Below are 27,000 nucleotides of genomic sequence, written 5' to 3' on the forward strand. Positions count from 1 at the left end.
GAAGTGAACGAATCCACCCGTGTCTCCAGCAAGGGCCAGGACCTCGCCGGACAGGTCCGCACGTTCAAGGAAGCCGAGTGCGTATGCATCTACGTCGAGAAGATCGGCACCCTGGAGAAGATCCGGTCCGAGTACAACGCCGCCAGGGCATGAGCGAGCCGGCCAAGAACGCCGCGGCGGCGTGCTGCACGAGGATGCCGCCGGCCAGGAGGGCTTCGTTGTCTGGATGCGCGTAGACGCCCAGTAGGGGCGGGTGGAGTCACGGTGACAGCGCCTTCCTGTCGAACGCGGTGGGGCGTAGTCGCTGGGCTAGGCGCGGCCGGGGACATGATAGGCCTGGAAGTCGGCGGGCGGGTGGTCGAGCGGCAGGTCCGGGTTCCAGGCGGTGAGGCACTGGGCGCTTGGTACGAACAGCGGGCTGGGCAGTGCGTCCAAGGGCCAGAACCGCCAGGAGCCGATGGCTTGCTCGCGCTGCTGAGGGTGGCCGAACCACTGGGTGACGATGACAGGCACTGTCAGGCGGACGACGTCGCCCACTTGGTCCAGGAGCGTGCCCAGCACCCGAACGTCGCTGGGCTCGGCCACGAGGCTGGATTCTTCGCGGAGTTCGCGGACGGCGGCCTGGGCGAAGGTCTCGCCCGGCTCGACGGTTCCGCCGGCGAGCTCCCACGTACGGCGTCGGTGCCGTCCGAGCAGGACTCCGTCCGGGCCGTGCACGATCACACCGACCCCCAGCGCGGTATTCGGTGGAGGCGGAGCGCTGGTGCGGGGGCGACTCGGTACACGCGGCGGGCGGCGGGCGGCATACAGCCGGTAGGAGACGGCGTTGTCCGGCTTCGGGGAGTTGATCGCGGTGACCGCCTCCATAGTGAGGCCGTGCTGGGCCAGGAGGTCCTTCCACAGCCGGGGCGTGAGGACCCACATGTTCACGGGATGGTCTTCGGTGGTGCCGGGCTGCCGCAGGATCTCGGGCCGCGGAGCCACATCGGCTGACGGCCCGGTGCCGTTCGAGTTGGTGTGCAGCGCGGAGAAGACCAGGCGTCCGCCCTGTTTGAGGCCGTTGGCCAGGGCGGGCAGAAGGCGGTCGGGGTCCAGGTACGGCATGGAGCCGACGGAGTAGATGAGGTCGTACGGGTTGGCGTCGCGCAAGTGGGCCACGGCGTCTGCGCACACCAGGCGCAGGCCGGGGGTGTGCGGGTAGCGGGCGAGGGCGCGCTGGTGCTGGGTGGGGGAGGCGTCCACGGCGGTGACGTCGGCACCCAGGGCGGCGAGGTGGGCGGCGTGCCGGCCGAGCCCGCTGCCGAGGTCAAGGACGCGAAGCCCTGCCACCTCGCCGAGTGGCGTGGTGCCGGGGCCGGTGCCCGGGATTCCCCAGTCCCACCGGTCCAGCTCCGGCATCTGCAGTTCCCGGGCAATTTGGTGGGCGCCGTAGATCTTCCAGGTCTCGGCGGTGTCCGACTCGGTGGTCATCAGGGTTCTCCATCGGGTAGCCGGGGCGGGTGAGGGTCAGGGGCGCAGGGCGTAGCAGCGCAGGACGTCGAGGTCGGCGGTGTGGACGACGGACCAGCCCGATGTGAGTATCTCGGCCTGGGCGGGGGTGATTCCGAGGTCCTGCAGGGGGTCGGTGACGGCGCGGCGCCCGGCGATCTCGGTGACCACCCAGAAGGTCCCGCTCGGGGCGAGGAGGTGGCGGACGCGGTCGAGGAGGCCTGCTTTGTCCTCGATCCACCGGTAGACCAGGCGGCAGGTGACGACCGCGTACGCCGGCTCTGGCAGGGTGCTGATGTCGTCGGTGGTGATGTCCATGCACCGCCACACCGGTTCATGGCCGGGCCCGGTGCTCTGGGCGGCGGCGAGCGCGACGGCGCTGGGGGAGCAGTCGACGCCGGTCGTGCGGTAGTTGAGCTGGGCGAGGCGTCGGGCAAGAGCGCCGTCGCCGCAGCCGAGGTCGAGGGCTGGGCGGGCGCGGCCGGGGCCAAGATGTTCCTCCAGCAGCCGGTTCTCGGTGTCGTCGAACTGCCGGTAGCGGCGGCCCTTGGCCCAGAGCCGCTCCCAGTAGGTCACAGCCGCGGTGGACGCGGTGGTCATGAAGCTCCTTTACGGGCGGCACGGCCGCGCGGACGGGGATCTCCCGCAGAGCACGGATGGTGGATAGGGGGAGGTCAGCAGGAGGAGGACGGGCACGATCTGGAGGAGTGTGCCGAGGGCGAGGGTGGCCCGGACGTTGAGGACACGGTTCCGCCCCCACTGGTTGAGTCGGGAACGGCGGTCGCTGCTTCAGCCCTGGAACCCCTCTCTGGTAAATGCACTTTCACCACCGGGCTTCTCCGGGAGCGACGCTGGGTTCGACTCGGCGGCGGTAGTTCAGCCACCGCTTGGCCGAGTCCGCCAGCTGCAGTGCCCACGGAAACGAAGTCTGACGCGCGATCCGGGCCCACGAGCGGGCGTTCACCGATGCTTGCATGGTGATGCCTGACGCGGGTGCGCAACGCCAGGCCGGCAGCCCGCGCGCCCACCGGTCAGCGCTTTCGGGCGTGTGCCCAGCGTCGATCAGGCGCACGATCAGCCCGGCTACATCAACCCAGGCGGCTCCGACGGTCGGCGAGGCCCAGTCCACGACCAGGGCTTTCTCCGCCACACGGATGTTGTCGGGGTTGAGGTCCAGGTGCAGCAGGTCCTGGCCGGCGAGGTGTTCCAGATCCTCTGTTTCGGCATCCTTGGCGAAGTGCTTCTGGGCGACGGGTAGGTCGAAGCTCGGTCGCCGAAGTTCCCCCAAGGCGGTCATGACGTCGGCAACCAGGCCCAGGTCCGACGAGTTGGGGCGGAGATCAGCGGACCGGCCGGGCGCGAACTCGAAGACCAGGGCGTCCCACCCGCTGCTCTCGACGCGCAGCAGCAGGCGTGGCGAGAGGGCGGTGACGTTGGGGTTGATCGCGGCATCCGTCGCTTGCGCCGCCCAGGGGTGGCCCTGCTCGGCGGCTTTGAGGAAGACGGGCCCGCTGTCCGTGTCCAGGGTGCAGGCCACCGTGGAGTTCATGCCAGTCGAGGCGTTCGTGGTGGACGTGACGCGTCCAAGGCTGCTCTGTACAGCAGCACGCACGGGTAGCGGCAGGTGTTCTCAGTCGCGACTGCTTATGACTGTTCCTCTCGGCCGCAGTCCACTGGCCGGCGCCCCAGCAGGAGGTGGGCCTGACTCGTCTCCTCGAAACAACCGGACGGCTCCCACGCCTCCAGCGCGGCGCGATCAGCCGCCAGAACGAAGACGAACGCGAGGAAGGCCGCGCCCTGGCCGGGCTGGGAGCCGTCGCACTGATCTCGGGCCGGGGCGAGGAAGCCATCCCCCAGCTGACCACAACCCTGAGCTTTGCCGAGAGGGCCGGCGACAGGTGGCTCGCCGGAATGTCGCTCAGCCTGCTCGGCCGGGCGCACCAACTCCACGGACGTACCGAAGCCGCACTGGACTGCTTCGGCCTCGCCTACACCTACGCCGAGACCAGTGGCAGGCCCAGCCTGCTGAGCCGGGCCCTGTACTGCATCGGAGACGTCCACCTCAGCCTGGGCCGCCACCGCGAGGCGAGAGGCATGTTCCGCCGCGCCCTCGACCTAGTCACACAGAGCGCAGATCAGAGCGCAGACACCGCGGAGCAGGCGCTCCTGCTGGCCCGTCTCGGCACCGCCCAGGAGGGCATCGGCGATCTGGACAACGCCCTGTCCCTCCACCACGAAGCACTTGCCGCGCACGAACTGCTCGACCCGCTCAAGGAACCGCAATACAACCGCCTGGAGATGGACATTCGCTGCCGGCTCGGCCAGACATACGCCACCGCGGGCCGCCTAGGTGAGGCACGCGAGCAGTTCCGGGCTGCCCTCACTGTCCCCGGCGCCGAAGCACACACCTTCGAGTACGCACGGGCGGAAGCCGGCCTCGCTGCCTGCCAACCCACCTGACCCGTCCGTGTCCGGCACCGGACACGGACCACTGGCCCCCGGCCACCCCCGCCCGCTCGGGGCAGCACAGCGCTCGGGCAGGCGCTGCAGCCGTTGCCGGCGCCCGGCGCGCTCTGGGAGCCTGCGCAGGCGCGCAGTCTCAACCGCGCGTGGGCTCCCCTCCACGCGGCACGGACGCACCTGGCCGACCGCCTCCTGGAGGTTCTCGATGCCCACAGTCTGTTCGACGGCCAAGAGGTGGCTCTCGCACTCGACGTCCTGGGCGACCGCGCGTACTGTCGCCGTGTCGTCCCACAAGAGTGTGCCGTTCCTCCCCCGGGTCCTGTTCAACGACATTCACCGGACGGGCCCGATGCTGAGCGAGCCCGTCGCCTCCTCGACGCGCTCGCCGCACAGGGCCAGCAGCAGGCCCTACGGGTCCAGCACCTTCTGGAGGAGTCCTCCGGCCTCCAGTAACCACCGGCGGAGCCAGCACCGTAAAAGCTCTCCTGCGCCCGGCACCACTGCACCGGCCGGCGGCCTCGGTGCCTGCCCGGCCCGCCGAGGCTGCCGGGCCGGACGACCGCGTTGAGCCCTGAGCGGTCCGGCAGCCCCATCCCGCATGAACTCGCTGGCGGCGAGGCCGCGGAGTCAGATGAACGGGGTGGGCCAAGAGCCGAGCTCGTCGCCCGCCGCTACGGACGTCTGCGCTTCCGGCCGGTCCACATCGATGGCCCAACGCCGCCGAGCCACTCCGGCCGCCCCGCTGCCGGGAGATCGTGCCAGCCGCTCCGCTGCCGAGGTCGAGGACGCGAAGCCCTGCCACCTCGCCGAGTGGCGTGGTGCCGGGGCCGGTGCCCCGGATTCCCCAGTCCCACCGGTCCAGCTCCGGCAACTGCAGTTCCCGGGCAACTTGGTCGGAGCCGTAGATCGCCCAGGTCTCGGCGATGTCCGACTTGGTGGTCAGGGGCGCAGGGCATCCAGCCCGCGGTTGAACTGATCGGGGTGCTGCGCCGGTTCGGGTGCGGACGAGGTGATGATGCCGATCCGTCGCCCTTGGTGAGCGGGGCGGGCAGCGCACGTGCGGTGCTCAAAGAGGTCTCCTTCTGCTGAGTTCTTGCTGCCGCAGATGGCAGCGGACGCGGTGGGAAGGGGACTGTCTCCGGTGGGTTCATCAGGCTGCCGGGGATGGCAGGGGGACGGGGATGCCGGTGAGCTGTTCACCATGCCGGGCCAGGTGGTCGCCGCGTTCGGTGCCCTGAAGTAACTGGGCGAGCGCCACGAGTTCACGGATCAGGCCCTTCGGGAAGGCGAAGACATCGGGGAACGCGGCGCGGATCCGCACTGCCTCTGCAACACGCTTTAGTCGGGCCGGACGAGGGTAACGGTCTGTGAGTCCAGTAGCCTCGTCAGCGCATATGAGATTGACGCAACCTTGTCGAAGGTTTGGATATTCATTTTCGCGGCACCAGGAGCGGAACTTGGATCAGGAAGTCGGCCAAATGGAGTCCTTCACAAAGCGTGCGATGCAGATCCACGCTTTGTACGACGAATTCAATCTGTCTGCTCGGGGGCGTACATGGAGCCGGGAAGAATTCATGCTCGGCTTCGTTGGGGATGTCGGCGATCTGACCAAGATCGTGATGGCCATTGAAGGAGCGCGGTCGTATCCTGCTGTTTCGCTGGACGGCGCTCTCGCCCACGAACTCGCTGACTGCTTGTGGTCGGTCCTAGTGCTGGCCCGCCTGTATGGCGTCGATCTTGAGCAGGCGTTCACACAAACGATGTCTGATCTGGAAACTCAGATCGGATCTGATCTGCAGCGGCAGCAGACTGAGGTACACGGATGATGGCCGGGTATCGGAGGGAACCCGTTGATCTGGGTGTCTATGAGTCTCGAGCCCGCAGGGGTCCGTGTTTCGTCTGTGCGATTGTTGCGGGGAAGCCGGACTACCGGCACGAGGTGGTGTATGAGGACGAGCACCACATTGCGTTCCTGGACAGGTGGCCCACTGTTCCGGCGAAGGCTTTGGTGGCGCCCAAGGCTCACGTGGAACAGGTGGTTCGAGATCTCGACGATGCGGAGTTTCATCGCCTGATGGGTGTTGTGCGGCTGGTGGCGCTGGCTGTTGAGGATGTCGTTGCGCCTGAGCGGACCTACCTGCTGTCGCTGGGAAGTCAGCAGGGCAATGCTCACATTCACTGGCATGTGGCGGGGCTGCCCCCGGATGTTCCTTACAACGAGCAGCAGTTCTATGCGCTTATGGCCGAGCACGGTGTGCTCCGTCAGACGGCGCCCGACGAGCAGCGGCTCGGCCGGCTGATCAGGCAGGCGGTCCTGGCACGGGCAGGAGGGGGCCGGGCGGGCGCGTCACGTGGTGGCCAGACGGGTTTGCACGGCGAGTGCGGCTCGTAGGTTTCGGGCTGAGCCGGTGGCCGTCGCGATGGACACCGCGGTGGTGATGACGGCGTCGGCGGCTTCGTGGTCTCCGGAGGCGAGGTGGATGGAGGCGGATGAGGTGAGCATCTCGGCGGCTCCGCGTACAGACTCCGACGGCCAGATGGTGTGGGCTTCATCGAGAGCTGTCCGGCCTCGCTTGAGCGCGTTCTTGTCGCCGAGCCGGAGCATGGTGTGGCCGGTCCATTTCTGGAGTTCGGCGGTGCTGAGGTACCCGATGTAGGGGGGTACCTCGCCGTCGTGTGCCACGTCGAGAAGCGTCCAGGCGGAGTGGAGGTCCACGTCCGCCTGCTTCGCGTGGCTCTGGTCGTTGGCGCCGGCCTGGGACAGCAACGCGTGGTGATGGGCCCGTACTGCGTGGAGCCACGACCGGACGGCTGGATGGGCTCGCGTCCCGGCGATCTCAAGGGCCCGGTCCGTGAGCGTCAAGGCCTCATCGAGGCGGCCCTGGTCGGCGGATATCCGGCTCTGCTGCCCCATGAGGTTGACCGCGTGGGAGCGGTCGTTGGCCAGGCGCGCGTGGGATGCGGCGGTCCGGTAGTGGTGGGCAGCCAACTCCGGATTGCCGAGGTCGTAGGTCAGGAAGCCGACGAAGCCTCCGGTGTCGGAGGCGAGCGCTGCGATGCGTGCTCGCTCGTCGGCGCTTGTGGCAGAGGTCAGCCAGCCGGTGATGGACCGGTGGTGATCAAGTGCCTGGGCGTAGATGGACCCTGCCCCGGCGAGGTTGTCCATCTGTCCGTGTGCGGCGCGAATGGCGCGATGGGCCCCGATGCGCTCACTCTCGCTGGCCGACAGCCTGCTGCTGAGCGCATCTACTGCCCCCAGAGCCAGTAGCCCCCCACCCTGCTTGAGTAACGTGCGTCGTCGCATCGGATCCTCTTCCCCGCGTCGCCCACCGGCTTCTGCCCATAACGCAGCTCTGCGTTCGGCGTCCGCCATTGCTTCCAGTGTGCCCTTCGCACCAAGGGCCCTGTCCACTGCCGCAGCGGTCGTGACGGTAGGCGTGCGACGGCCCGTCTCCAGATCGGAGAGCAGGCTCTTGCTGACCTTGGCCTTTGCGGCGAGTGCCCTGAAGGTCAGGGTCTGCTGTGCTCGCAGAGCGGCCATCAGGCCGCAGAACGACGTCGGGTCGGGCATGGAGTGCTCCTTGGGATGGCTGCAACCAGACGAGGGGACCAACAGGGACCATCGGGCCCGTGGGATGTCCCAGCAGACACCATCCGTTCACGAAATATTGCCGTGTCCGCAAAACTGCGGACAACCCTTACCCCCGGTGACCTGCGGCGCAGGGTGTCCGCAAAACTGCGGACGCCCTGCGACCTGACGAGCCTTCCTGCGCGGTCCACCGGTCGGCATAGTGAGTGCCACGAAGCCACCGCCGTCCGGCCGAGGTCCGCCGGACGGGCAGGGAACTCACTCTCAGGAACTTACTCAAGGGGGTACCGCTATGCCCAGGCTGGCCTTGTACGGGAGACCGGGCGCCGGGAAGAGCACATTCGCTGGCTTGCTTCTGGAGGCACTGTGCGCGGAGGGTGTGCCGTCGAGACGGCTCAGGGTGGGAGCCCCGCTGTACGAGTTCCAGGCGCTGATACGTGCGGCCGCGGGCCGGCCGCTGGTGAGCGGGAACGAGCAGGACGGCCGGTTACTGAACCTGCTCGGCGCGGAGATGCGACGGATCAACCCGACGTCCCTGACCGACGTGTTCGCCCAGCGTGTGCGGCAGGCGGAGCAGCTCTGCCCGGACGCTGTGCTGGTCTGCGACGACCTGCGGGCTCCGGACGCCGACAGCGTGGTCGGGCTCGGATTCCAGTTGGTGATGGTCAAGGCACCAGATGAGGTCCGGCGTGCCCGCAAGGCACAGCGTGGAGACCTCTCTGCGGGGGACGAGACCCACTCGACGGAGGAGCCCCTCACGGCGTCGCCTTGGCGGTGCGTGGACAACGACCGGGACATGGATGCGCTGAGAGAGCAGGCGCGGATGCTTGTCGCGGAGGTGATCCGGTGATTCTCACGGGCCCCGAGATCGAGCGGCAACGCCAGCGTGGAGCGCTCACGATCAACCCGTTCGCCCCGGAACTGCTGAACCCGGTCTCGGTCAACTACCGGCTGGGGGACACGCTGCGGGTGCATCGTTCGGCGGTGCTCGACACCCGGGCGACGAGCGGCCACAGCCTGTCCGAGTTCGTGATCCCGCCGGAGGGCGTGGAGTTGCAGCCCGGGCGGACGTACTTGGGGACGACGGCTGAGGAGATCGGCAGTGACGAGTTCGTCCCGTGGCTGATCGGCCGGTCCTCGCTCGGGCGCCTGGGTATGTTCCTGCAGTTCAGTGCCGCTCTGGGGAACCAGGGCTCGTGCCACCGGTGGACCTTGGAGATCAAGGTGGTCCAGCCGCTCCGCGTCTACGCAGGCATGACGGTGGGCCAGGTGATGTTCGTGGCCACTGAGGGCACAGCCTGTTCCTACACCGGCTTCTTCGGCCACATCAGCCAGGCCCTGACCCCTCTGCCGGGCCGGCTGTCCGACACATCCATGCTGGAGAGGAGCACCACGTGATCCTGACCGGACCCGAAATCACCCAAGAGCGCCAGGAGGGGCGCCTGTGCCTGGAGCCGTTCGATCCGGCGCGGGTGCAGCCCAACAGCTACGACGTTGCGCTGGGTCCGACGCTGCTGGTGTACACGAGCTCCCCCCTCGACGTACGTGCGGAAAACCCCACCGCGGAGCTTGCCATCCCGTCGCAGGGGCTGGAGCTGCGGCCGGACCGGATCTACTTGGGCGCGACGGTCGAGGTGGTCGGCAGTGACCACTACGTGCCCATGCTGCACGCCCGGTCCGGGGCCGCCCGCCTGGGCCTGTTCTGCCACGTCACAGCCGACCTGATCGATGTCGGATCCCGCGGCCAGCTGACATTCCAGCTGCACGCCGTCGAGCCGCTGATCGTTCACGCCGGCGACGTACTGGGCCAGGTCACGTTCATGCGCGTCCAGGGAGAGCGGATGCTCTACCGGGGGAAGTATCAGGGCTCGGTGGGCCCGCAGGCGTCCAGGGGCCATCTGGACGGCAAGGGTGTGGTGGCGTGACACCCGCGGTCGCGGACCCGTCCGCAGGCATCACCGATCCGCAGGCCGCGGCCCTGGTCGCCCACGCGTTCGAGACCATCAGCCGCCGTTACGTGGAGAACCGGCACCAGATCGCCGCGGCCCTGCTCGACGCGGAAGGTGCTGTCCATTCCGGTCTCCACCTCGACGCGATGGTCGGCAGAGCCGCGGTGTGCGCGGAGGCCGGTGCTCTGTCCGCCGCCCGCCTAGCCACCAGCGCACCCCTGGTGATGGTCGCCGCTGTCCGCTACCCCAAACCGTCGGAGACGAGCGGGGCCCGCATCGTCCCGCCCTGCGGGCTGTGCCGCGAGCTCCTGCTCGACCACGCCCCGGACCTCCAGGTGTGCGTGCCTACGGACGGAACGGTTCGAATCCTGCCCCTGACACAGCTCCTTCCGGCGAAGTACGTCGGCACGAAGTGGCCGGCCCCCGTCCTTCCCACCCATGTCTGACCAAGGAGGAATCATGACCCAGCCCGACTTCCGCACCCCGGAACTCGACGATCTGGCCCAGCGCATCATCCCCCAGGAGCACTTCGAGTTCCCGACCGAGACCGCCCGCGACCGGTTCTTCGCCGACACCCGGATGCTCGACGTCAAGCAGCTCGTCCACAACGCCTTCCGGACCAACCCCCGGTCCATGGTCGACCACATGATCAGCAACCTGGAGCTCACCGGGACGGAGGATCTGCTCGACCTCGGCTGCGGCAACGGATTCATCCTGGAGCACCTGCGGCCCCATCTCGCCGACGGCACCATCACCGGGCTGGACAACGCCCCGGCCGTCCTGGACGCGGCCCGCCGCCGCCTCCACGGCACCGCCACCCCGTGCACGTGGATCGAATCCAGTGCTGACGACCTGACCATGCTCGATGACGACTCCTTCGACCGGGTCATGGCCAACTACATGATCCACTACGTGCCGGACCTCGAGAGGTGCTTCGCCGGAGTACGCCGCGTCATGCGCCCGGGCGGCATCTTCCAGCTGACCACGGACCGGCCCGACAGCATGGTCGAAATGTACGACGTCCACTTCGCCGCGCTCCGTGCCCTGGATGCGCCCGCCGACCTGTTCAAGGCCACGCCGAAGGGCCGCCTGTCACTGGAGACGGGCGCCGCCCAGCTGAAGCGGCACTTCGACCGCGTGAAGAAGGTCACCTGGCAGGACCAGCTGAGGTTCACCGACCCCCTGCCATTCATGGAGTTCTACGCGACCGGGCACAACCATTGCTGTGCCTCGTCGGTGCCCGACCCCCGTCTCGACGAAAGTTTCTACGAGAACCTGCGCGCACTGGTGGAGAAGGAAGTGAAGCGGCGGATCGACGCCAACGGCTACTTCGCCGTGACCAAGTTCACCGGCAGTTTCCTCTGCCGTTGAACGTGCCCGGCAACCGGTGACTCAAAGGATCGGGCGTCACGCCGGATCCGGCACGGCCGCTTCCTCAGATTGGTAGCGTCCCCGTGCCGTGCCTGCCGGCGTGGCACCCGACCCACAGAGAGGGCCACGATGCCCACCACGATCCGCCGGGCCGTCATCCCCGCAGCAGGCATCGGCTCGCGCCTGCTGCCCCTGACCAAGGCCATTCCCAAAGAGATGCTGCCGGTGGGGGACAAGCCGGTCATCGAGCACACCGTGTGCGAGCTCGTCGCCTCCGGGATCACCGACATCACCATCGTCGTCTCCCAAGGAAAGGGCCTCATCCAGGATCATTTCCGGCCGTCCCCCGCGCTGGCGGAACAGCTCAGGGCCGACGGCAAAGACCACTTCGCCGACGCGGTGGACGAGGTCGCCGAGCTGTCGCGCCGCGGCCACATCACCTACCTCGACCAGCACGGCCCGTACGGCAACGGCACGCCCGTCCTCAATGCGTCCCACAACTTCCGTGACGAACCGATGCTCGTGCTGTGGCCCGACGACGTGTTCGTGTCCGAGGTCCCCCGCGCCCAACAGCTGATCCGAGCGTACGAAGCGACGAGCTGCCCCGTACTGGCGCTCATGCCCATGGACCGTGCCGACTCCTACCGCTACGGCGTCCCCGTCGTCAAGGAAGACCTCGGGGACGGGATGCTGCGCATCACCGGACTGGTCGAAAAGCCGAAGCCGGACGAGGCACCGTCCGAGTACGCCGCCATCGGCGGATACGTCGTCACCCCCGGCATCGTGGATGAGCTGCGCGAACAGACCAGGCGCTGGCACGACGTCGGAGACACGACCGTGGAGGTGTACCTCACCGACGCGATCAACGCCTACGCATCCACCCGCGCAGCCTACGGACAGGTCATCCAAGGCCGCTGGTTCGACACCGGAAACCCCGCGGCATACCTCGAAGCGCAATTCGCGACCGCCCTGCGGCACCCCGAATACGGCCCGCGCCTGCGTGAACTCGCGCGGAGCCTGGACACCCCCAACTGATCCGCACTCCTTCCGGGCCGGCCCGCCAGGAGCGCAGCCGGCCCCGAAGGAGCCCCTCGTGGCACCCGCCTACGAACCCGTCATCGACCAGCACGACACCTGGCTCGCCGTCAACCCGGTCCAGGGCTGCCCCAAGGACTGCGCGTACTGCTACCTGCAGGACCTCGGCCTCACCCTCGCCAAACCCACCGAGCTGGCAACGCCGGCCCAGACGCTCGCCCAACTCCTCGCCAGCCGGTACTACCACCCCGCCCTGGTGCTGGCCCTCTACACCTGCACCGACGCACTCGCCACCCCCCGCACACGCGCCCACCTCAGCGAACTTCTTGACGTGCTCGGCGACTCCCCGGCCCGCAACCCCATCTGTCTCATCACCAAGTGCACGGTCACCGACGACATTGTCGCCGCCATCACCCGCAACCAGGCCAAGGGCCTGCGCGTGATCGTCTACCTCTCCTACTCGGGGCTGGGACCGGACATCGAGCGCGGCATCGACCACGAGGCACTCCGCGGCAACTTCCCCCGCCTCCATACCGTCGGCATTCCCGTCATCCACTACTGGCGGCCCGCGCTTCCGCAGAACAGCACACCGGCCGTCATCGAATCGGTCATGGACCTCGCCTCCCAGTACGCGGCTTGCTCGGTCGCCGTCGGCACCAAGGTCAAACCGACAGCGAAAGAGCAGATCGACGCCCTGTGGCCCGAGCTCACCAACCCCGCACTCGACCCCCAGGCAGCCGACTCCGTCTGGCCCCGGGCCACATGGAACTGGCTGCAAGAACGCCCCAGCCGCTACGACACCCACCCCGTCTACCAGACCAACTGCTGCGCCCTGGCCTACGTACTCGGCGAAGCCGACCACAGCTGCATCTGGAACACACCCACGTGCCTGAACGCCAACCACTGCCCGCCCGCGCAACGCGAACGGTGCGCCACACTTCTCCCGCTCCAGGCACCGGTGACACCCGACCAGATCCGCGAACGGCTCAGCGTCATCGGGCACAACAATCTTCCGCACACCTACGACGGGCAGACCCGCACCCTCGTGCTGCACGAAGCAGTACCCCTGAGCGACCAGCACAACCTCGCCCAGGTCCTCCGTCTGACCGTCCGCGCCCCTCAAGTACCCGGTGAGCGGTACTGGTCCGGCAGCCGGGCCGGAGGCTCCCCCCTCATCGTCGACCCCAGCTGAACCATGCACGACGACAGACAGGACACTTCATGGCACCCGTGACACACCCGCCGGCCCTGGACACTGGAGTCCTGTTCTGGCCGCGTGGCGGCAGCGCACAGGTCATTCGTTACCACCTGCGCGAACTGGAGACCCGCGGCTGGAACACCACTCTCCACGCCGGCTCCCTCGGCCGGCCCGGAGAGCCGTCCCACGGCGAGACCTTCTACCACGGCCTGAACCTCCGGCCGTACGACTACAACGACGCCCAGAAGCGATTCACCCGCAACCTCAACCCGCAACAAGGGCCCCGGCCCTTCCACCCCTCCTACGAAGACCGCGGGCACTGCCCCGACCCCCTCTTCCCCGCCATCCCCCCAGAAGACGCCGACCGCATCACCGACGCCTGGACCGAGCACCTCACCCGCCACCGCAGCAAGACCCCCACCGTGCTCCACCTCCACCACCTCAGCCCCCTGCAGACCAGCGCCCGCACCGCCTACCCCGGCACCCCCCGCGTCACCACCCTCCACGGCACCGAACTCAAGCTCATAGACGGCATGAACCGCCGCCTCCGCCTCGCCCGAAGCATCGGCCTCTCCCTCAAGGAACTCGCCCACCTCCCCGGCCCCGATCAGGCGCTCGAACTAGCCCGCCACGCAACCCTCGACGAAGCCGACACAACCCTCCTCACCACCACCGACTGGCCGAAATGGGTCCACTGCGAGTACTGGCTGGCCCAGCTCCGCGAAGCCGCACAGCACGCCGGCCACCTCGCGGTCGTCTCCGACCAGGACCAAGATCTCGCCCAACGCCTGCTCCACCTCAGCGGACCACCGCCGGTCATCCCCAACGGCGTCGACACCACCAGCTTCCGGCCGTCCAACCTCACCCCTGACGCACGCATGCGACACCTCCGCCGCTGGCTCGTCACCGACCCCCAGGGCTGGGGCCCCGGACAGACCCCCGGCACCATCCGCTACACCGACCAGGACCTGGAACGCCTCCGCGACTCCCAAGGACGCCTCCGCCCCCTGCTCCTGTGGGTCGGCCGCTTCCTCGACTTCAAACGCGTCCCCGTCCTGCTGGAGGCATTCGCAGCCCTGCGCACCCGCATGGACCCCGCCCCCGCCCTGCTGATGTGGGGCGGATACCCCGGCGAATACGAAGGGACCCATCCCGCCGACCTCGCCGCCCGCCTGGGCATCCAGGAGGACGTCTACTTCGCCGGATGGCGCGGACACGAAGAACTCCCCACAGGGCTGAACTGCGCCGATCTCTTCGTCGCCCCCGCCGTCAACGAACCCTTCGGCATGGTCTACGTGGAAGCCATGGCCAGCGGCACGCCACCCGTCGCCACCGCCACCGGCGGACCGCTGCGCACCATCATCCCCTCCGGCCCAACAGCAACAGGCTGGCTCGTCCGTCCCGACGACTCCGAAGACCTCGCCAGCACCCTCACCACAGCGCTGTCCGACCCTGCCGAACTCGCCCGGCGCAGCAGCAACGGCCGCACACACACCCAGTCCACCTACAGCTGGGCCCACACCACGGACCACTACGTCAACCTCTACGACCGGGCCCGCACACACCGCTGATCCTCAGCACCCACCACAGAAAGGCACCCACCATGACACCGGTCACCGGCGTCCTCTTCGACATGAACGGCCTGTTCCGCATCTGGGAAAACACCGGCGCCACCCAGAGCGAGAAGCTGGCCCACCTGCCCCCGGGCACCATCGCTCGTTACGCCTACGACCACCCCGCCTACCGCGCGGCACGCGTCGGCATCCTGACCGACACAGCATGGGCCGACGACGTCACCCAGCGGCTCGCACGCGACTACCACCAGCCCCTCAACGACATGCGCGAGGCACTGATCCCCTGGCGACAGGACCGAGGCGCCCCCGTGCCCGCAATGATCAAACTCCTGATCGAGGTACGCCGACACGTACCCGCCGGCGTCCTGTCCAACTGCACCGATGCGCTCAACCGCGACCTCGAACACCACGGCATCACGTTCGACTACGACTGCTCGTCCGCGCGGCTCGGAGTGGACAAACCGTCTCCGCACGCCTTCCGTCTCGCCGCAGAACGCATGGGCATGCCCGCCACCTCCCTCGCCTACTTCGATGACGAACCCACATTCGTCCGTGGCGCCGAGGCCGCCGGACTGCAGGCACAGCTCTTCACCGGAGCAGCAGACGCCGCTTCTCACCTGCGCCGTCTTGGTATCCCCGTACCCGGGGAAGGACTTGAGCAGGGCTTCCCAGAGCCTGTGAGTAGGAGCTAACCGGCCTTGCGCCTTGTGTGCGGCAGATGGCGGAGACTACAAGCGGCGGTGTCTGCATCGCCCACTCCGTGCTCAGTGGGGCAGAGATTCGCATCTGGATCCAGCTCGAAGGCAGACTCTCCGAACCGAGCGCCAGCGAAACTCGTCTCTTCCAGGATCACCGGGAACGGACACTCGGCCGCCCCTTCGCGCACCGAGGCTTGCCCTGAGAGGCAACGGCTCAGATCCGTACGACCCACCAGCGATGCCCCGGGCATGGCTTTCTCACCCTTCACCGACGTCGGCGCTGCGCGGAACCCTGACAGCTGGCATTCGGGATGATCGGCGGCAGGCGGAGGGGTGGCCGATGAAGTCGGTTCCGGACAAGGCTCCTGCCGAGTCCACCCGCGCTGGCGCACCCCGTCCTTCCGCCCCTGCTCCCGGTGTGCGGTCGTTGCAGTGCCTGCAACGCGCGGCGGGCAACGCGGCTGTCTCCCGTTTGGTCGCGCAGCGCTACACGGCCCCGGTGAAACCGTCCCCCGCCCAGGCCCCCGGATTCCGCAAGGTCAAGTCCGACGTGGCGGCCAAGAAGGTCCGCCTGGCCGCACACGCCCCCGCCGCCACCGAGTCCAAGTCAGCACAGGACGCGGCCGTCGCACCCCCCGACGACAAGGAGGCCCAGGGCAAGGCGGCCAACGCCGAGAAGATGAACGCCGCGAAGCCCGGCGAGTTCAACAAGCAGGCGTTCATCGACGCGGTGAACAAGGCCATCGACGCCCAGGCCCCGAAGAACCTCGACCAGGCCGACAAGTTCTCCAAGTCCGGCAAGGCCGACCAGATCAAGGACGAGGTCGACGGCAAGGTCAAGGACGGCAAGGACTCCTCCGCCAAGGACATCGACACGGCCACCAAGACCCCACCGGACACCTCGGCGGCCAAGGACAAACCCGTCACCCCGATGACCCCCGACCAGCCCCCCGCCAACCCCGGCGCCCCCTCCGCCGCAGACGCCATCCCCGCCCAACAGCCCGCCGCCGTGACCGACTTCTCCCAGGGCCCGGCCGCCAACGACCAGGCGATGGCCGACGCCGAGGTCACCGAGGACCAGCTCGCCAAGGGCAACGAGCCCGAATTCGACCAGGCCCTGTCCACGAAGAAGACCGCGGAAGCAGACTCCGCGAAGGCCCCCGCCAAGGGCAAGGCCGCCGAGGCCCAGCAACTGAGCACCGCCAAGGCCGGAGCGGCGGCCTCCGGCGCCCAGGCCCTGAACGCCCTCACCGCGACCAGGGCCTCGGCGGGCAAACAGGTGGACGGCGGCAAGGGCGAAACGAAGTCCAAGGACGAGAAGAAGCGCGCCGAGGTGACCGCCAAGCTCCAGAAGGTCTACGACGGAACGAAGAAGGACGTCGAGGAGACCCTGTCCGGCCTCGACAAGAAGGTCGACGAGGCATTCACCTCGGGCGAGAAGGCGGCCCGCGACGCGTTCACCGCCGACCACAAGCGCCGCATGAAGAAGTACAAGGACAAGCGCTACTCAGGCATGTTCGGCGGCGCGAAGTGGGCCAAGGACAAGCTGATGGGCATGCCGAAGGAGGCCAACGACCTCTTCCAGGAAGCCCGCAAGCTCTACGTGGCCCAGATGCAGACGGTCATCTCGTCCGTCGCCGACATCATCGGCACCGAACTGGGCAAGGCCAAGGCCCGCATAGCCAAGGGCCGCACCGAGTTGAAGGCCGAGGTCGACAGACTCCCCGCAGACCTGCGCGAGTTCGGCCGAGAGGCCGCCACCGACTTCGCGGGCAAGTTCGACGACCTCGAAGCCACGGTCAACGAGAAGTCCGAGCAACTGGTTCAGGACCTCGCCCAGAAGTACACCGCCGCCCTGAACAAGGTCGACGAGGAGATCAAGAAGCTCCAGGAGGCCAACAAGGGCCTGGTCGACAAGGCGAAGGACGCGATCGTCGGCGTCATCAAGACGATCAACGAGCTGAAGAACCTCCTGCTCGGCATCCTCGCCAAGGCCGCCTCCGCGATCATGAAGATCATCAAGGACCCCATCGGGTTCCTCGGCAACCTGGTCAAGGCAGTCGGCGCCGGGCTTCAGCTCTTCGTCACCAACATCGCCGAACACCTTAAGACCGGCGTCGTCTCCTGGCTGCTGGGCACCGCGGTCAAGGCCGGCCTGGAACTCCCGCAGAAGTTCGACCTCAAGGGCATCATCCAGCTCATCGCCTCCCTCCTCGGCCTGACCTGGGACAACATCCGCGCCCGCATCACCCGCAAGGGCATCCCCGACCAGGCCATGACCGCCGTCGAGTCCTCCGTCCCCGTCGCAAAGAAACTCGCGGCGGAAGGCCCCGCAGGCGCCGTCAAGGAAATCGAGTCCGAGGCCGGCGACCTCAAGGCCACCATCCTCGAAAAACTCACCAGCTACCTGATCCCCACCGTCATCATCGCCGGGATCACCTGGATCATCTCCCTCCTCAACCCCGCCTCCGCCTTCGTCCGCGCGGTCAAGGGAATCATCGACATCGTCACGTTCATCGTGAACCAGGGCGCCCAGATCGTGGAGTTCGTCAACGCCGTCCTCGACGCCGTCATCGCCATCGCCAACGGCGGCTCGGCCGGCGTCCCGAAGATGGTCGAGGCCGCCCTCGCCGCCAGCGTCCCCCTCCTCATCGGCTTCCTCGCCTCACTCCTCGGCATCGGCAGCCTGGCCAACAAGGTCAAATCCGTCTTCCACGCCGTCGCCAAACCCGTCAACCGCGTCATTGACAAAATCGTGGGCTTCATCGTCAAGAAGGGCAAAGCCCTCTGGAACAACCTCAAGAAAAAGAACGACGGCGCGACGAAGAAACCCTCATCACGCGACGGCAAGAACTCACCCGGCCGCCCGAAAGGGGGAGAGGAGCAGCAGCGGAAGCCGGTCACGGTCGACTTCACGATGCGGGGCGAGCCTCATCGGCTGACGCTCACGCCATCCCGTCGGCTGATGATGGCCTCGCTGAATCCGAAGGAAGTCCTTGACAAGGTCTACAAGACCATGGAGGTAGTCACTGACTCTGCGCAGATTGCTCTGCTTTCAGAGATTCAGGCGAAGGCGTTGAGCGTGATGAATGCCCGTGGTGACGCGGCGGAGAGAAGGATGAGGGAATTCACTGATCTCTGCGAGAAGTACGGCGAGAGGTTCGAAAGAAGCGACATTGAACCAGATCTGGAGGAGCAGGGGGCGGGTTCCCGTGAGCCGGTGAAGCGGCCCAAGGCGAGGGACCGGGTCAGTTCGGAGAGGCTGCGCAAACTGGCGGACAAACACCGGGGCAAGAACTGTGTCGCCATCCTCAAAGTCGACTCGCGGGAGTACGAGGGGTGGAGTTCCGGCCGGTCTGCCAGTGATCTCGACTCACGCGCGGTGAAGGACATACATACTCATTCACCCGGTCATGCTCTGGGGTGCGCCGAAGTTCACTGCATCAGTCAGGCGTACCGGGCGGAGTACCGGGAAAAGACCAACAAGTTGCCCGTCGAGAACACTGGCATAGAGATGGTGCACGCCGACAGGTACGAGCAGGGGGAGAGGGGCTGGTATGGGAAGGCGTATCCGGCCTGTCCGAGTTGTGGCCTTATGCTGCAGGGTCTCAAGGTGACCACGACGAACTGATGATTGCTTATTTATGCATGCAGGAGAGTGGAAATGAAGGCCGAACTCAGACTATTGATCGAGGGGTTGAGTGGTTCTGATGAGGAAGAAGCATGGAGGGCGCTGGAGGGGCTTGAGGTGGTGCTCACCCCGCAGGGACTCGTCTTCGAGAGGGATTCACCCGCGTGCATTCCCGTGATGCTCGAACTGGCCCTGGGAGAAAGGACCGTGATTCAGGCCGATCTGATGCGGTATTTGGGAGAATCGTATCGATCCGCGGTGTGGACCTGGCGCAGAGTGCGAGATGAGGACGACGCCGAAAGAAGACATGTATATGACGAGAAGGTTGCCTGGGAGGAATCTGTTTCCGCCAGTTTCGAAGATGCGCTGCCTCGGGTTCTGACGCTGGCGCGCCTGGTCGGAGACATCAGGCTCCGTGGGGCCTGTGTTCTTCTTCTGGGCGGGGCGGTCGATCAGGGAAAGGACCTGGTTCCCGTACTTCAGGAGCTCTATGGCCAAGTGGGGGAGGAGCCGCTGAAGATCGATGTCATCGAAGCGGTCGCCAATCTGGGGATCGGGCCCCGCAGCGATGAGGCAATGAGACCGTCCGTCGGGAAGTGGCTGAGGCTCAGGCTGGCCGATCCCGCTGCTGGCGTACGGCTAGGCACCGCACTCAGTCTGCTGGCTCGCGTGGATGCCGAGGAGCACGACACGCTCCGGGAAACCGTCGTGGACTCGATACACCGAGGCACATCGGCCCTGGAGAGCGCAATGTGGATGTTCGGAAGGCCCGTCGGATGGGCGCTCGACCGGAGACTTCGGCGATGACCGAAACCCGGCAGCAGGCCCCTCGCATCCGACGTAGCCCCTACCCGGCGCGCCTCCGCTCCCCGTGACCTTCTCGAACCACCGCTCTTGGCTTCCATGTAGCGCCCAGGCGACCTCGGCGGTGGTGGCGTCCAGTTCGAGCACCGCCAGCATGGGGATCACCATGGTGCTGATCGAGCTGCCGGTCACGCTGGCTGCCTGCCCGGTCAGGTAGTGGCGGAAGTCTCGGTGCCGCCACTGCGACGGCCGGACGCCGGGAGAGGGAAAGGGGTCAGCCGAGGAGGTCACGGAGCACCGCCTCGGCTTCCGCCAGGCGCTCGCACAGCTCGGCCATGGCCTCCTGCCGGTTCCGGCCGTACGCCTCAAGCTCGGGGGTGACGGCGGCCGGGTCGTCGACGGCTTCGGACAGGGGATACACCGAGCACGCGAGATAGCCGGCGGCGAGGCGGGGTACGGCGAGGAGTTCTTCGTCCGGCAGTGCCGGGTTGGCTGCCCGGTAGGCGGCGACGGTGGGCCAGTTCGGCTCTGCCAGTACGGTCCGCGGGTCGAGGACGATCCGCCCGAGCTCCCAGGCGGGGCTGCGGTGACCGGGCGGCCGGAAGTCGATCAATGCTGCGACCTGCTGTCCGCGCAGGAGCAGGTTGGGCGAGGCCAGGTCGCCGTGGACGGTCTGCACCGTCAAGGACGTTGGCAGCCGTTTGACCATGGCGGCCACGGCGGGCAGAGCGTCGAGTCGTTGGGCGGCGGTCTCCTGTGCCCAGGCGGGAAACCCTGAGGCGGGTGGCCTCTTGGCGAGGAGGGCGAGCAGCCGGTCAAGGCGCTGCCGGGCCCGTTTCACATCGCAGACCTCCCGGGCGGGGACGCGGCGCGGAGGCCCGGCCGGATGCCGGGCCAGGGTTCGGTGCAGACGGCCGACCGTCTCGCCTACTGCGGCCCACCGGTCGCCGGACAGGCCGCCCTCTGCTGTCTCCGTGTTCTCGACGTACGCCGCGACCGACACCGCCATGCCGCCGGCGGCCGCGATGAGGCTACTGTCCAGGGTCTGCCGCACCGCCGGCACCGGGATGCCGCCGAGTCGCGCGAACTGGCTGAGCTCCAGCGCCTGGCGCTCTGCGTCCAGATCGGTGTCATCCGGGTATGCCTTCACGAACCACCGGCCGCCGTCGCTGTCCTGGGCCACGTAGTTGCGGGTCACGGTCCCCGCGGGACCTTCGTCGACCGCGGTGGGGGTGATCCGGTAGAACAGTGGCAGGATCCCCGCCACGACCATCACGTCCGACTCGGCGCCGCTCATCGCCGCACACCCGACCGGCCGCCCGCGTCGGCCAGCAGCTGACGCAGTGCTCGGGCATCCGCCTGCACTTGCTCCTCGTCCTGGCGCCCGAGATCGAGCACCTCGAAGGGCAGCGGCCCACCCGGAGCCGAGTCCGTTCCGGCTTCGCGTCGCGGAACGCAGTGCCAGTGGGCGTGTGGGATCTGGTTCCCCAGCAGCAGGTAGTTCATCTTCAGCGGTTCGTAGAGCGCCTCCACAGCGCGGCCCAGGGCGAGGACGTCGCACCAGAACGCGGCCGCCTCCCTCTCGTCCAGCTCGGTGGGCTCGGCGACATGACGCCCGGTGTAGATCACGACGGCGTACCCGCGGACCTGACCGCTGCGCCACAGGTAGGCGTTGCTGACCTCCCCGCGCCGGACAAGGAGGCCCCAGCCGATGTCGTCGGCGGCGGAGTCGTTCGCGCACATCGGGCAGTTGGTACCCCGTCGGTGGCCGGTGAAGTTCTCCGGCCAGGCGCCGGACGGCGCAGGCACAGGACGGGACTGCGCGTGGTCGGGCATTACGCCGCCTCCCCCGCCTCGGCGCGGTACCCGGCGGCCTGGAGGGTGAACATGGCGGCGTACTCGCCGCCGAGGTCCATCAGCTCTTGGTGGGTGCCGCTCTCGGTGATGCGGCCGCCGTCGAAGACGAAGATGCGGTCGCAGGCGACGACGCTCGCCAAGCGGTGGGAGATCAGCACTGTGATCTGATCGGGGCGTGGCGTGTCCCGCAGTACCGCCTCGTACACGGCGTGCTCGGCGCGGGGGTCCATGCTGGCGGTCGGTTCGTCCAGCAGCAGGACGGGGGCGTTCTTGTACAGGCCGCGGGCGACGGCGACCTTCGCCCACTGGCCGGCGGACAGTTCCTGACCGCCGCGGAACCGCTTGGACAGCAGCGCCTCCCAGTGGCCGGGCAGTCCGGCGATGACCTGCTCGGCGCCGGAGGCCCGCGCAGCGTCCAGTGCCCGCTGCGGGTCGGCCTCGGTGAGGGTGCCTCGGGAGACCGTCAGGTTGGCCAGTGCGCTGAACGGGAACCGGACGGGGTCCTGGAGAACGCAGCCTACGCGGGCCTGCAACGACTCGGCGTCCATGTCCAGCACGTTCACACCATCCCAGCAGACCGTGCCCCCGTCCTGGGGTTCGTACAGCCCGGCGAGCAGCCGTGCGCACGTGGACTTGCCGGAGCCGTTGACACCGACGAACGCCACCGTCTGACCGGCGCGCAGCGTCATGGAGATGCCGTTGAGCGCTGGGGTGACCTTGCCCGGATAGGTGAAGGACACGTCGTCCAGCGTGATGGTCTTGACTGTCTCGGGGGCGGGCAGCTCACTGCGGCGCGGCTGGAGGTCGCGGCAGCGTTCCTGGAAGGCCAGCAGGTCGTCCAGTTTACCGACCATGGATCTGCCCGGGTTGGCTCTGACCTGGGGTGATGCCTTGCGGATGTGTCCGTGACGTTGCCAGGGCCGATTCGAGTGCGCCAGCTTGGAGGCTTGAAGATCGCGCTGTAGGCCCTCAAGACTCCGGCGAGCGCCTGGGCCTGCTGACGGTCGAGAGTGGCGGGGGCGGGTTCGGGGTCGAGGGGCATGAGGGGTCCTGTTCGAGAAGCTGCGCTTCGAGGTCGGCGATGCGTTTGTCGGCGAAGCGGAGGTTGGACCGGGCGCCTTCCAGCCGTTCCTGGAGTTGCCGGTGTTCTCGGGTGAGCCGGTTGACGCGGTTCTTGAGCGTGGTGTTCTCGGTGGCGAGGGTTTGGACGGACTCTCCCGGGACCATCTGGCCGAAGTCCCGGACCTGGCCCATGAGTTCGCCGATCGCCTGGCGCTGGGAGAGGACCTCTGCCTGTGTCCGTTTGAGTTCTTCCTCGGCGTTCAGCGCCCGTTCGCGCCAGGTGGCCTCGATGCGGTCGTGTTCGTTCTGGGTGTCGCGGTCGTGTCGGCTGCGGGTGTCGTCGATCGCGTTCCTGACGAGAGCGCGGGCTTCGGTGTTGTCGTAGAGGAACGTGGTGGAGACGTCGGCTCGCCGGGCGATGGCCTGGACGGTGAGCCGTCCGCGTTCGCGGCGGAGCTGGGCGATGGCGGCCTCGACCTGGGACAGCTTGGTCCGTGTCTGCTGGTGTCGTGCGGCGACGGCCGCGGCGGTGGGGGAAGGCTTCATGCCGCATCACCGGCTTCTTCGTGCCGGGCGAGTTCCTGGGACCGGAATGTGGTGGCCCAGACGCGCCCGAAGTAGTCCTGGGGGCGGCGCAGGTCGAGGGCAAGTGCGTCCTCAAGCAAACCGACGGCGGCCAGGGCCTTCTCCAGGCCGTCGATCGCGCGGGCGGTCGGCTCGAAGAGGCTGTGCAGGTAGTCGGCGGTCGCGCCGTCCGGGGCCCGTTCGGCCTGCGTGCGCCACTGTTCGCGCTTGCGGTGCCAGTAGACGAGGTCGGCCCCGGACATGACGAACTTGTCGCAGTTATGGCAGTCCATGTTCCAGGGGCAGGCGTCGCCGTTGACGACGGGCTGGAAGGTGCAGAAGCCTCCCTCCGCCGGTGTCGACTGCCGGGTGAGGTCGACGAGCATGGCCTCGGCCTCGGCCTGCGTCATGGCTTCGCCGCTGGTCAGCAGAATTCCGGGCTCCGTGGAGCCGGGTCCGGCGACCCAGATGGACCAGACGGCCTGCAAGGCTGCTTCGAGTTTGGGGTCGGTATTGGCGAGGTGGATGTAGTGCTCGGCCATGGAGTCGGAGACTTGCCCGAGGTAACGCTTGACCTGGACGAGGTTGGCACCGTTCTTGAGCAGGTTGGTGGCCAGGGTGTGGCGGGCCTGGTGGGGGACGCAGTGGCCGATGTCGAGGGTGTCCACCCAGTCGCGGAAGGCGCCGTGGAACCAGCTGTAGCTGACGCCCTTGATCATTTCGCGGTTGGACGTGCGCCGGGGAAACAGCGCAAGCTCGCGTCGCTCCTGCGGGGTGGGGACTCGTCCACGGCGCTCGAAGAAGCGGGCGACCGTGATGCCCTGCCGTTCTTCGAGGCGGGTGTAGAGGCGTTCGGAGATCCGGATCGCGTCATCGAGGTTGCCGACCTTCGTCTGGTCGTGCCAGAACATGGGCAGCTTGTTGATGCGGCCGATGCACTCCAGCCGGACGTTGAGGACCTCGCTGCAGCGCCGGCCTGTGACGACCAGGGCCTCCCAGATGTCGCGGAGTCCGCGGCTTTCGATGTCGGCCTCGTCCAGTCGGGTGAGGTTGGAGTCCTTGGCCAGCTCGCGCGCGACATCGTCGGGGAACGGCCGTCGGCGCCCTCCGAAGTTGCCTCCGGCCGGCAGCGCGAGGATGAAGCCCCGCGACAGGTTGATGCGGTCGGCCTCACCCAGCTCCAGGGCCCTGCGCAGGACCGCCCGCGCGTCGTTGAAGTGCCTGGAAACCGAGCCCTTCGACGCCTTCGTCGTCTTCTTGCCCTTCGCGCCTGGGACCGGGCCGCGCAGGAAGGCGAGACCGTGCTGGGCTCGGTGCCGCTGGTCAGCCACAAAGTCGATCATGAGCTGGTCTGTGAGAGCGGCGGGGTCGTGCCCGCCCGCAGGCGCCTGCGCTTCGAGGAAGGCTGAGAGTTCGGCGCATCCGCGGCGGAGGGAGTCGAAGGGGCCTCGCGTCCGTGGCGGGCTCGTGTGAAGCCGATGCACCAAGTGGTCCCAGAGGATGTCGCGAAGCCACCGCTGGGTGATCTGCGTGAGGTCGATGTGGCCGGTGCTTCCGCGGAAACGGACTCCGAAGTGCTCGGTCTCGATGAATCCCGCGTCCTTGGTGTCCTCGCGGACGAAGTAGATCAGCCGCAGGTACTTGAGCATCTGCCGGGCGACCTTCTGGGCGCGTACTGGGATGTCATTGAGCTCAAGGTCGGCCAGGGAGTTCACCTTCTGGTCTCGGCAGGTCTTGGCCAGCTGGCGGATGTGGAGCAGGTTCCAGACCGCTCCTTCGACGGGGACCTGGGTGTGGTGGAACATGCCCCACTGGATCTCGGCCTTGGCCAGGGGCCGCAAGCCCAGGAGCGAGACGTGGCCGTCCATGCGGTGGATCGGGGCGCTCTCCCGCAGCCACTGCTGGAAGCGCTTTTGGTCGGTGTAGGTGATGTTGGTGGTTCCGTCCCAGGTCTTCCTGCCCCAGTTCGCAGGCAGGGCGGCGCCTCCAGGCCTTCCTTCCCGGCTGTAGTTCTGGAAGTGGCGTTGGCAGAGACCGAGCGGGTGCTGTGCCCCATAGGGGCAGCCGGCGCCCCCGCAGCGGCCGAATCCGGGAAAGGGGTCCTGGCCTGCGACCCAGGTGAGCAGTTCCGGGTCCTGGTGGCCTTGGCTGCGGTGGAATCTGCGGTGTGCCTGCCATCTCAGCGAGTGCAGATAGCACAAGCCGTATCCGCTCCAGGCGGGGATCTCCTGGCAGATCATGCAGAAGGCGCCGTCGATCCGGGCGCGGATCTTGAGCGGCTCCGCGGTGCGGAGGAATTCGGGGTAGCTGGTCCCGCCGGCGGTGCGGGCCGCCTGCCATTCCCGCTGGTGGTTGTGACACAGGACCCGGTCGGGTTCCGCGGTTCGTTCGCACTCCGGGACGTGGCATCCCCAGCCGTAGACCTGATGGTCGCGGGGGACCTGGATGATGTCGCTGCGGAAGACCGGGGCGAACGTCGGTGCCTGGATGAGGGCGTGGAGCAGTTCCAGCCGGTCTCGGACCTCGCGGGACGGTCCCACGGACACCAGGGGCAGCGGGGCAACGGCCTGTGTCACTGGTCTTCACCCCAGACAGCCTTCAGCGCGGCGACGAACTGCGGCGAGTGCTGGTCAGGGTGTCCGTAGACCTCGTCGACCATCTTGGCCGAGGCCCAGTTCCCGACGGCCTTGGCGACGAACGGGTCGCCGTCGGTGGCGTCCATGACGTCGTTGGTGATCTGGTGGCGGAAGGCCTGGGGCTTGATCCGGCCCGGCAGTTCCGCCCGGCGGCCGGCCCGGCGGAGCATGCCCCGGGCCGCGTCCGCGGTCCATGGCTCACCACGGCGCGGTCCGGCCAGCTGGATCAGGAGCATGCCGTGTCCGGCCGCGTGCCCCGCGTACTCGGTCGTCATGTACTTGAAGTAGGTGCTGACCATGGCCGGGCTGGCGCGGTAGATCTCACCGCCGGTGATCACTCCGTCCTCGGTCTTCCAGTCCGGCTTGATCTTTGCCGCGGCCCGGTTCGGATTGCCCCACCGATGGCAGACGTGCACGTGCGGGCTCTTGCACTCACCGCAGGCCGCGTTCTCGCGCAGATGCAGGTCGACCAGGTGGAGCCCGGTCAGGCCGCCGATGCGAAGGCTGCTGTCGGACAGCCAGACCACGACCATCTCGTCCCTGGCCGTGTTCACGACCTGCCGCAGCTCGGGTCGTGCCCCGTCCGGCAGCATCTTCGGATGCCGGCGACGGCTGCGGCCGCTGCCACGGCGGGCAGTCGTCAGCGGGTTCGCCGGCATCGAGGATTTGGTGTGTCCCAAGAAAGCCCGGCTGCGGTCCACCTTCGTGGGCAGACGCTGCACCGCCAAGGCGTCCCGCAGGTCCGCGTTCACGTTCTTGCGGGTGCAGTTGTGCAGGTAGAAGCCTTTAAGACAGGCGGCCGCGACGTCTAGGGCCGACGCGCCGTACGGACGCTTGGGCGGCACCCTCCACGGCTCGCCCCACGGCATCGGCACCTCCGCACCGACCGCCCCCATGTACCGCTGCAGATCCATCAGCGTGACCGTCTCGGTGGTGAGCCCCTCGCGGACCAGCCACCTGATGTGATCGACGAGGTAGTACGCGAACGTCTTCTGGCTCCCCCGCCCTTCGTAGGTGCGCAGGAAGCTGTCCGAGTCCTCGTGGACCGAAGCATCGGCCCACAGAATCGTGTACGTCACCC

The 27,000-nt window shown here is 67.8% G+C and carries 26 protein-coding genes; 15 read left to right on the top strand and 11 right to left on the bottom strand.

Annotated elements, in window-relative coordinates; all coding sequences use genetic code 11:
* Positions 1 to 3: 3 nt before the first annotated feature.
* The gene (locus tag ACFYY7_RS33705; protein WP_388667626.1) at positions 4 to 153 is read left to right on the top strand and encodes a hypothetical protein; all 150 of its coding nucleotides are present in this window, start codon (positions 4 to 6) and stop codon (positions 151 to 153) included.
* 156 nt (positions 154 to 309) lie between these two features.
* Here ACFYY7_RS33705 and ACFYY7_RS33710 read toward each other — a convergent pair whose 3' ends face one another.
* The 3 genes from ACFYY7_RS33710 to ACFYY7_RS33720 form a co-directional block, all read right to left on the bottom strand.
* Entirely contained in the window at positions 310 to 1,470 is a 1,161-nt protein-coding gene (locus ACFYY7_RS33710) for an NUDIX domain-containing protein (protein WP_388667627.1), read from the bottom strand.
* 36 nt (positions 1,471 to 1,506) lie between these two features.
* The gene (locus ACFYY7_RS33715; protein WP_388667628.1) at positions 1,507 to 2,088 is read right to left on the bottom strand and encodes a class I SAM-dependent methyltransferase; all 582 of its coding nucleotides are present in this window, start codon (positions 2,086 to 2,088) and stop codon (positions 1,507 to 1,509) included.
* A gap of 223 nt (positions 2,089 to 2,311) precedes the next feature.
* Entirely contained in the window at positions 2,312 to 3,037 is a 726-nt protein-coding gene (locus tag ACFYY7_RS33720; RefSeq protein ID WP_388667629.1) for a phosphotransferase, read from the bottom strand.
* Positions 3,038 to 3,183: 146 nt separating this feature from the next.
* Here ACFYY7_RS33720 and ACFYY7_RS33725 point away from each other — a divergent pair, with 146 nt between their 5' ends.
* Entirely contained in the window at positions 3,184 to 3,948 is a 765-nt protein-coding gene (locus tag ACFYY7_RS33725) for a tetratricopeptide repeat protein (RefSeq protein WP_388667630.1), read from the top strand.
* A 1,153-nt stretch (positions 3,949 to 5,101) separates the two neighbouring features.
* Here ACFYY7_RS33725 and ACFYY7_RS33730 read toward each other — a convergent pair.
* Positions 5,102 to 5,272 carry a hypothetical protein gene (locus ACFYY7_RS33730; RefSeq protein ID WP_388667631.1) on the bottom strand — a complete coding sequence of 57 codons (171 nt, stop codon included), beginning with the start codon at positions 5,270 to 5,272 and terminating at the stop codon, positions 5,102 to 5,104.
* 136 nt (positions 5,273 to 5,408) lie between these two features.
* Here ACFYY7_RS33730 and ACFYY7_RS33735 point away from each other — a divergent pair, with 136 nt between their 5' ends.
* Positions 5,409 to 5,777: a MazG nucleotide pyrophosphohydrolase domain-containing protein gene (locus ACFYY7_RS33735; RefSeq protein ID WP_388667632.1), complete on the top strand. Its 369-nt coding sequence runs from the start codon at positions 5,409 to 5,411 to the stop codon at positions 5,775 to 5,777.
* Entirely contained in the window at positions 5,777 to 6,343 is a 567-nt protein-coding gene (locus tag ACFYY7_RS33740; RefSeq protein WP_388667753.1) for an HIT family protein, read from the top strand. The genes ACFYY7_RS33735 and ACFYY7_RS33740 overlap by 1 nt, the downstream gene beginning before the upstream one ends.
* On the opposite strand, the gene ACFYY7_RS33745 is transcribed toward ACFYY7_RS33740, so the two are convergent.
* A complete protein-coding gene (locus ACFYY7_RS33745; RefSeq protein WP_388667633.1) occupies positions 6,299 to 7,522 on the bottom strand; it encodes a helix-turn-helix domain-containing protein in 1,224 nt (407 codons plus the stop codon). The genes ACFYY7_RS33740 and ACFYY7_RS33745 overlap by 45 nt on opposite strands.
* A 367-nt stretch (positions 7,523 to 7,889) precedes the next feature.
* Here ACFYY7_RS33745 and ACFYY7_RS33750 point away from each other — a divergent pair, with 367 nt between their 5' ends.
* From ACFYY7_RS33750 to ACFYY7_RS33800, 11 genes are all read left to right on the top strand, one after another.
* Positions 7,890 to 8,390, top strand: coding sequence for a hypothetical protein (locus tag ACFYY7_RS33750; protein ID WP_388667634.1), 501 nt, complete (start codon positions 7,890 to 7,892; stop codon positions 8,388 to 8,390).
* Complete coding sequence (locus ACFYY7_RS33755) at positions 8,387 to 8,938, top strand: deoxycytidine deaminase (RefSeq protein ID WP_388667635.1); 552 nt, start codon at positions 8,387 to 8,389, stop codon at positions 8,936 to 8,938. The genes ACFYY7_RS33750 and ACFYY7_RS33755 overlap by 4 nt, the downstream gene beginning before the upstream one ends.
* A complete protein-coding gene (locus tag ACFYY7_RS33760; RefSeq protein WP_388667636.1) occupies positions 8,935 to 9,465 on the top strand; it encodes a dCTP deaminase in 531 nt (176 codons plus the stop codon). The genes ACFYY7_RS33755 and ACFYY7_RS33760 overlap by 4 nt, the downstream gene beginning before the upstream one ends.
* Positions 9,462 to 9,935 (top strand): hypothetical protein, encoded by a 474-nt coding sequence (locus ACFYY7_RS33765; RefSeq protein WP_388667637.1) that lies wholly within the window; start codon positions 9,462 to 9,464, stop codon positions 9,933 to 9,935. The genes ACFYY7_RS33760 and ACFYY7_RS33765 overlap by 4 nt, the downstream gene beginning before the upstream one ends.
* 13 nt (positions 9,936 to 9,948) lie before the next feature.
* Entirely contained in the window at positions 9,949 to 10,860 is a 912-nt protein-coding gene (locus tag ACFYY7_RS33770) for a class I SAM-dependent methyltransferase (RefSeq protein WP_388667638.1), read from the top strand.
* A gap of 129 nt (positions 10,861 to 10,989) precedes the next feature.
* Positions 10,990 to 11,895: a UTP--glucose-1-phosphate uridylyltransferase gene (locus tag ACFYY7_RS33775; RefSeq protein WP_351259536.1), complete on the top strand. Its 906-nt coding sequence runs from the start codon at positions 10,990 to 10,992 to the stop codon at positions 11,893 to 11,895.
* 58 nt (positions 11,896 to 11,953) lie between these two features.
* On the top strand, positions 11,954 to 13,087 hold the full coding sequence (locus ACFYY7_RS33780) for a hypothetical protein (protein WP_388667639.1): 1,134 nt from the start codon (positions 11,954 to 11,956) through the stop codon (positions 13,085 to 13,087).
* A gap of 29 nt (positions 13,088 to 13,116) precedes the next feature.
* Positions 13,117 to 14,664 carry a glycosyltransferase family 4 protein gene (locus tag ACFYY7_RS33785; RefSeq protein WP_388667640.1) on the top strand — a complete coding sequence of 516 codons (1,548 nt, stop codon included), beginning with the start codon at positions 13,117 to 13,119 and terminating at the stop codon, positions 14,662 to 14,664.
* 32 nt (positions 14,665 to 14,696) lie between these two features.
* On the top strand, positions 14,697 to 15,359 hold the full coding sequence (locus ACFYY7_RS33790; protein WP_388667641.1) for an HAD family hydrolase: 663 nt from the start codon (positions 14,697 to 14,699) through the stop codon (positions 15,357 to 15,359).
* Positions 15,360 to 15,864: 505 nt separating this feature from the next.
* Complete coding sequence (locus tag ACFYY7_RS33795) at positions 15,865 to 18,996, top strand: hypothetical protein (RefSeq protein WP_388667642.1); 3,132 nt, start codon at positions 15,865 to 15,867, stop codon at positions 18,994 to 18,996.
* Positions 18,997 to 19,029: 33 nt separating this feature from the next.
* On the top strand, positions 19,030 to 19,803 hold the full coding sequence (locus ACFYY7_RS33800) for a hypothetical protein (protein ID WP_388667643.1): 774 nt from the start codon (positions 19,030 to 19,032) through the stop codon (positions 19,801 to 19,803).
* 271 nt (positions 19,804 to 20,074) lie between these two features.
* Here ACFYY7_RS33800 and ACFYY7_RS33805 read toward each other — a convergent pair whose 3' ends face one another.
* The 6 genes from ACFYY7_RS33805 to ACFYY7_RS33830 all read right to left on the bottom strand — a co-directional run bounded on the left by ACFYY7_RS33805 (position 20,075) and on the right by ACFYY7_RS33830 (position 26,998).
* The gene (locus ACFYY7_RS33805) at positions 20,075 to 21,097 is read right to left on the bottom strand and encodes a phosphotransferase enzyme family protein (RefSeq protein WP_388667644.1); all 1,023 of its coding nucleotides are present in this window, start codon (positions 21,095 to 21,097) and stop codon (positions 20,075 to 20,077) included.
* Positions 21,094 to 21,543: an HIT family protein gene (locus tag ACFYY7_RS33810; RefSeq protein WP_388667645.1), complete on the bottom strand. Its 450-nt coding sequence runs from the start codon at positions 21,541 to 21,543 to the stop codon at positions 21,094 to 21,096. The genes ACFYY7_RS33805 and ACFYY7_RS33810 overlap by 4 nt, the downstream gene beginning before the upstream one ends.
* Before the next feature lie 92 nt (positions 21,544 to 21,635).
* Positions 21,636 to 22,511, bottom strand: a complete 876-nt coding sequence (locus ACFYY7_RS33815; protein ID WP_388667646.1) for an ATP-binding cassette domain-containing protein — start codon at positions 22,509 to 22,511, stop codon at positions 21,636 to 21,638.
* A gap of 115 nt (positions 22,512 to 22,626) precedes the next feature.
* Entirely contained in the window at positions 22,627 to 23,265 is a 639-nt protein-coding gene (locus ACFYY7_RS33820; RefSeq protein WP_388667647.1) for a DUF6262 family protein, read from the bottom strand.
* Positions 23,262 to 25,859 carry a tyrosine-type recombinase/integrase gene (locus tag ACFYY7_RS33825; protein ID WP_388667648.1) on the bottom strand — a complete coding sequence of 866 codons (2,598 nt, stop codon included), beginning with the start codon at positions 25,857 to 25,859 and terminating at the stop codon, positions 23,262 to 23,264. Before ACFYY7_RS33825 ends, ACFYY7_RS33820 begins: the two co-directional genes overlap by 4 nt.
* Complete coding sequence (locus ACFYY7_RS33830) at positions 25,856 to 26,998, bottom strand: integrase (RefSeq protein ID WP_388667649.1); 1,143 nt, start codon at positions 26,996 to 26,998, stop codon at positions 25,856 to 25,858. The genes ACFYY7_RS33825 and ACFYY7_RS33830 overlap by 4 nt, the downstream gene beginning before the upstream one ends.
* Between the last annotated feature and the right edge of the window lie 2 nt (positions 26,999 to 27,000).

Origin of the sequence: Streptomyces sp. NPDC001933 (assembly GCF_042890955.1) — a bacterium.
Lineage (GTDB): Bacteria > Actinomycetota > Actinomycetes > Streptomycetales > Streptomycetaceae > Streptomyces.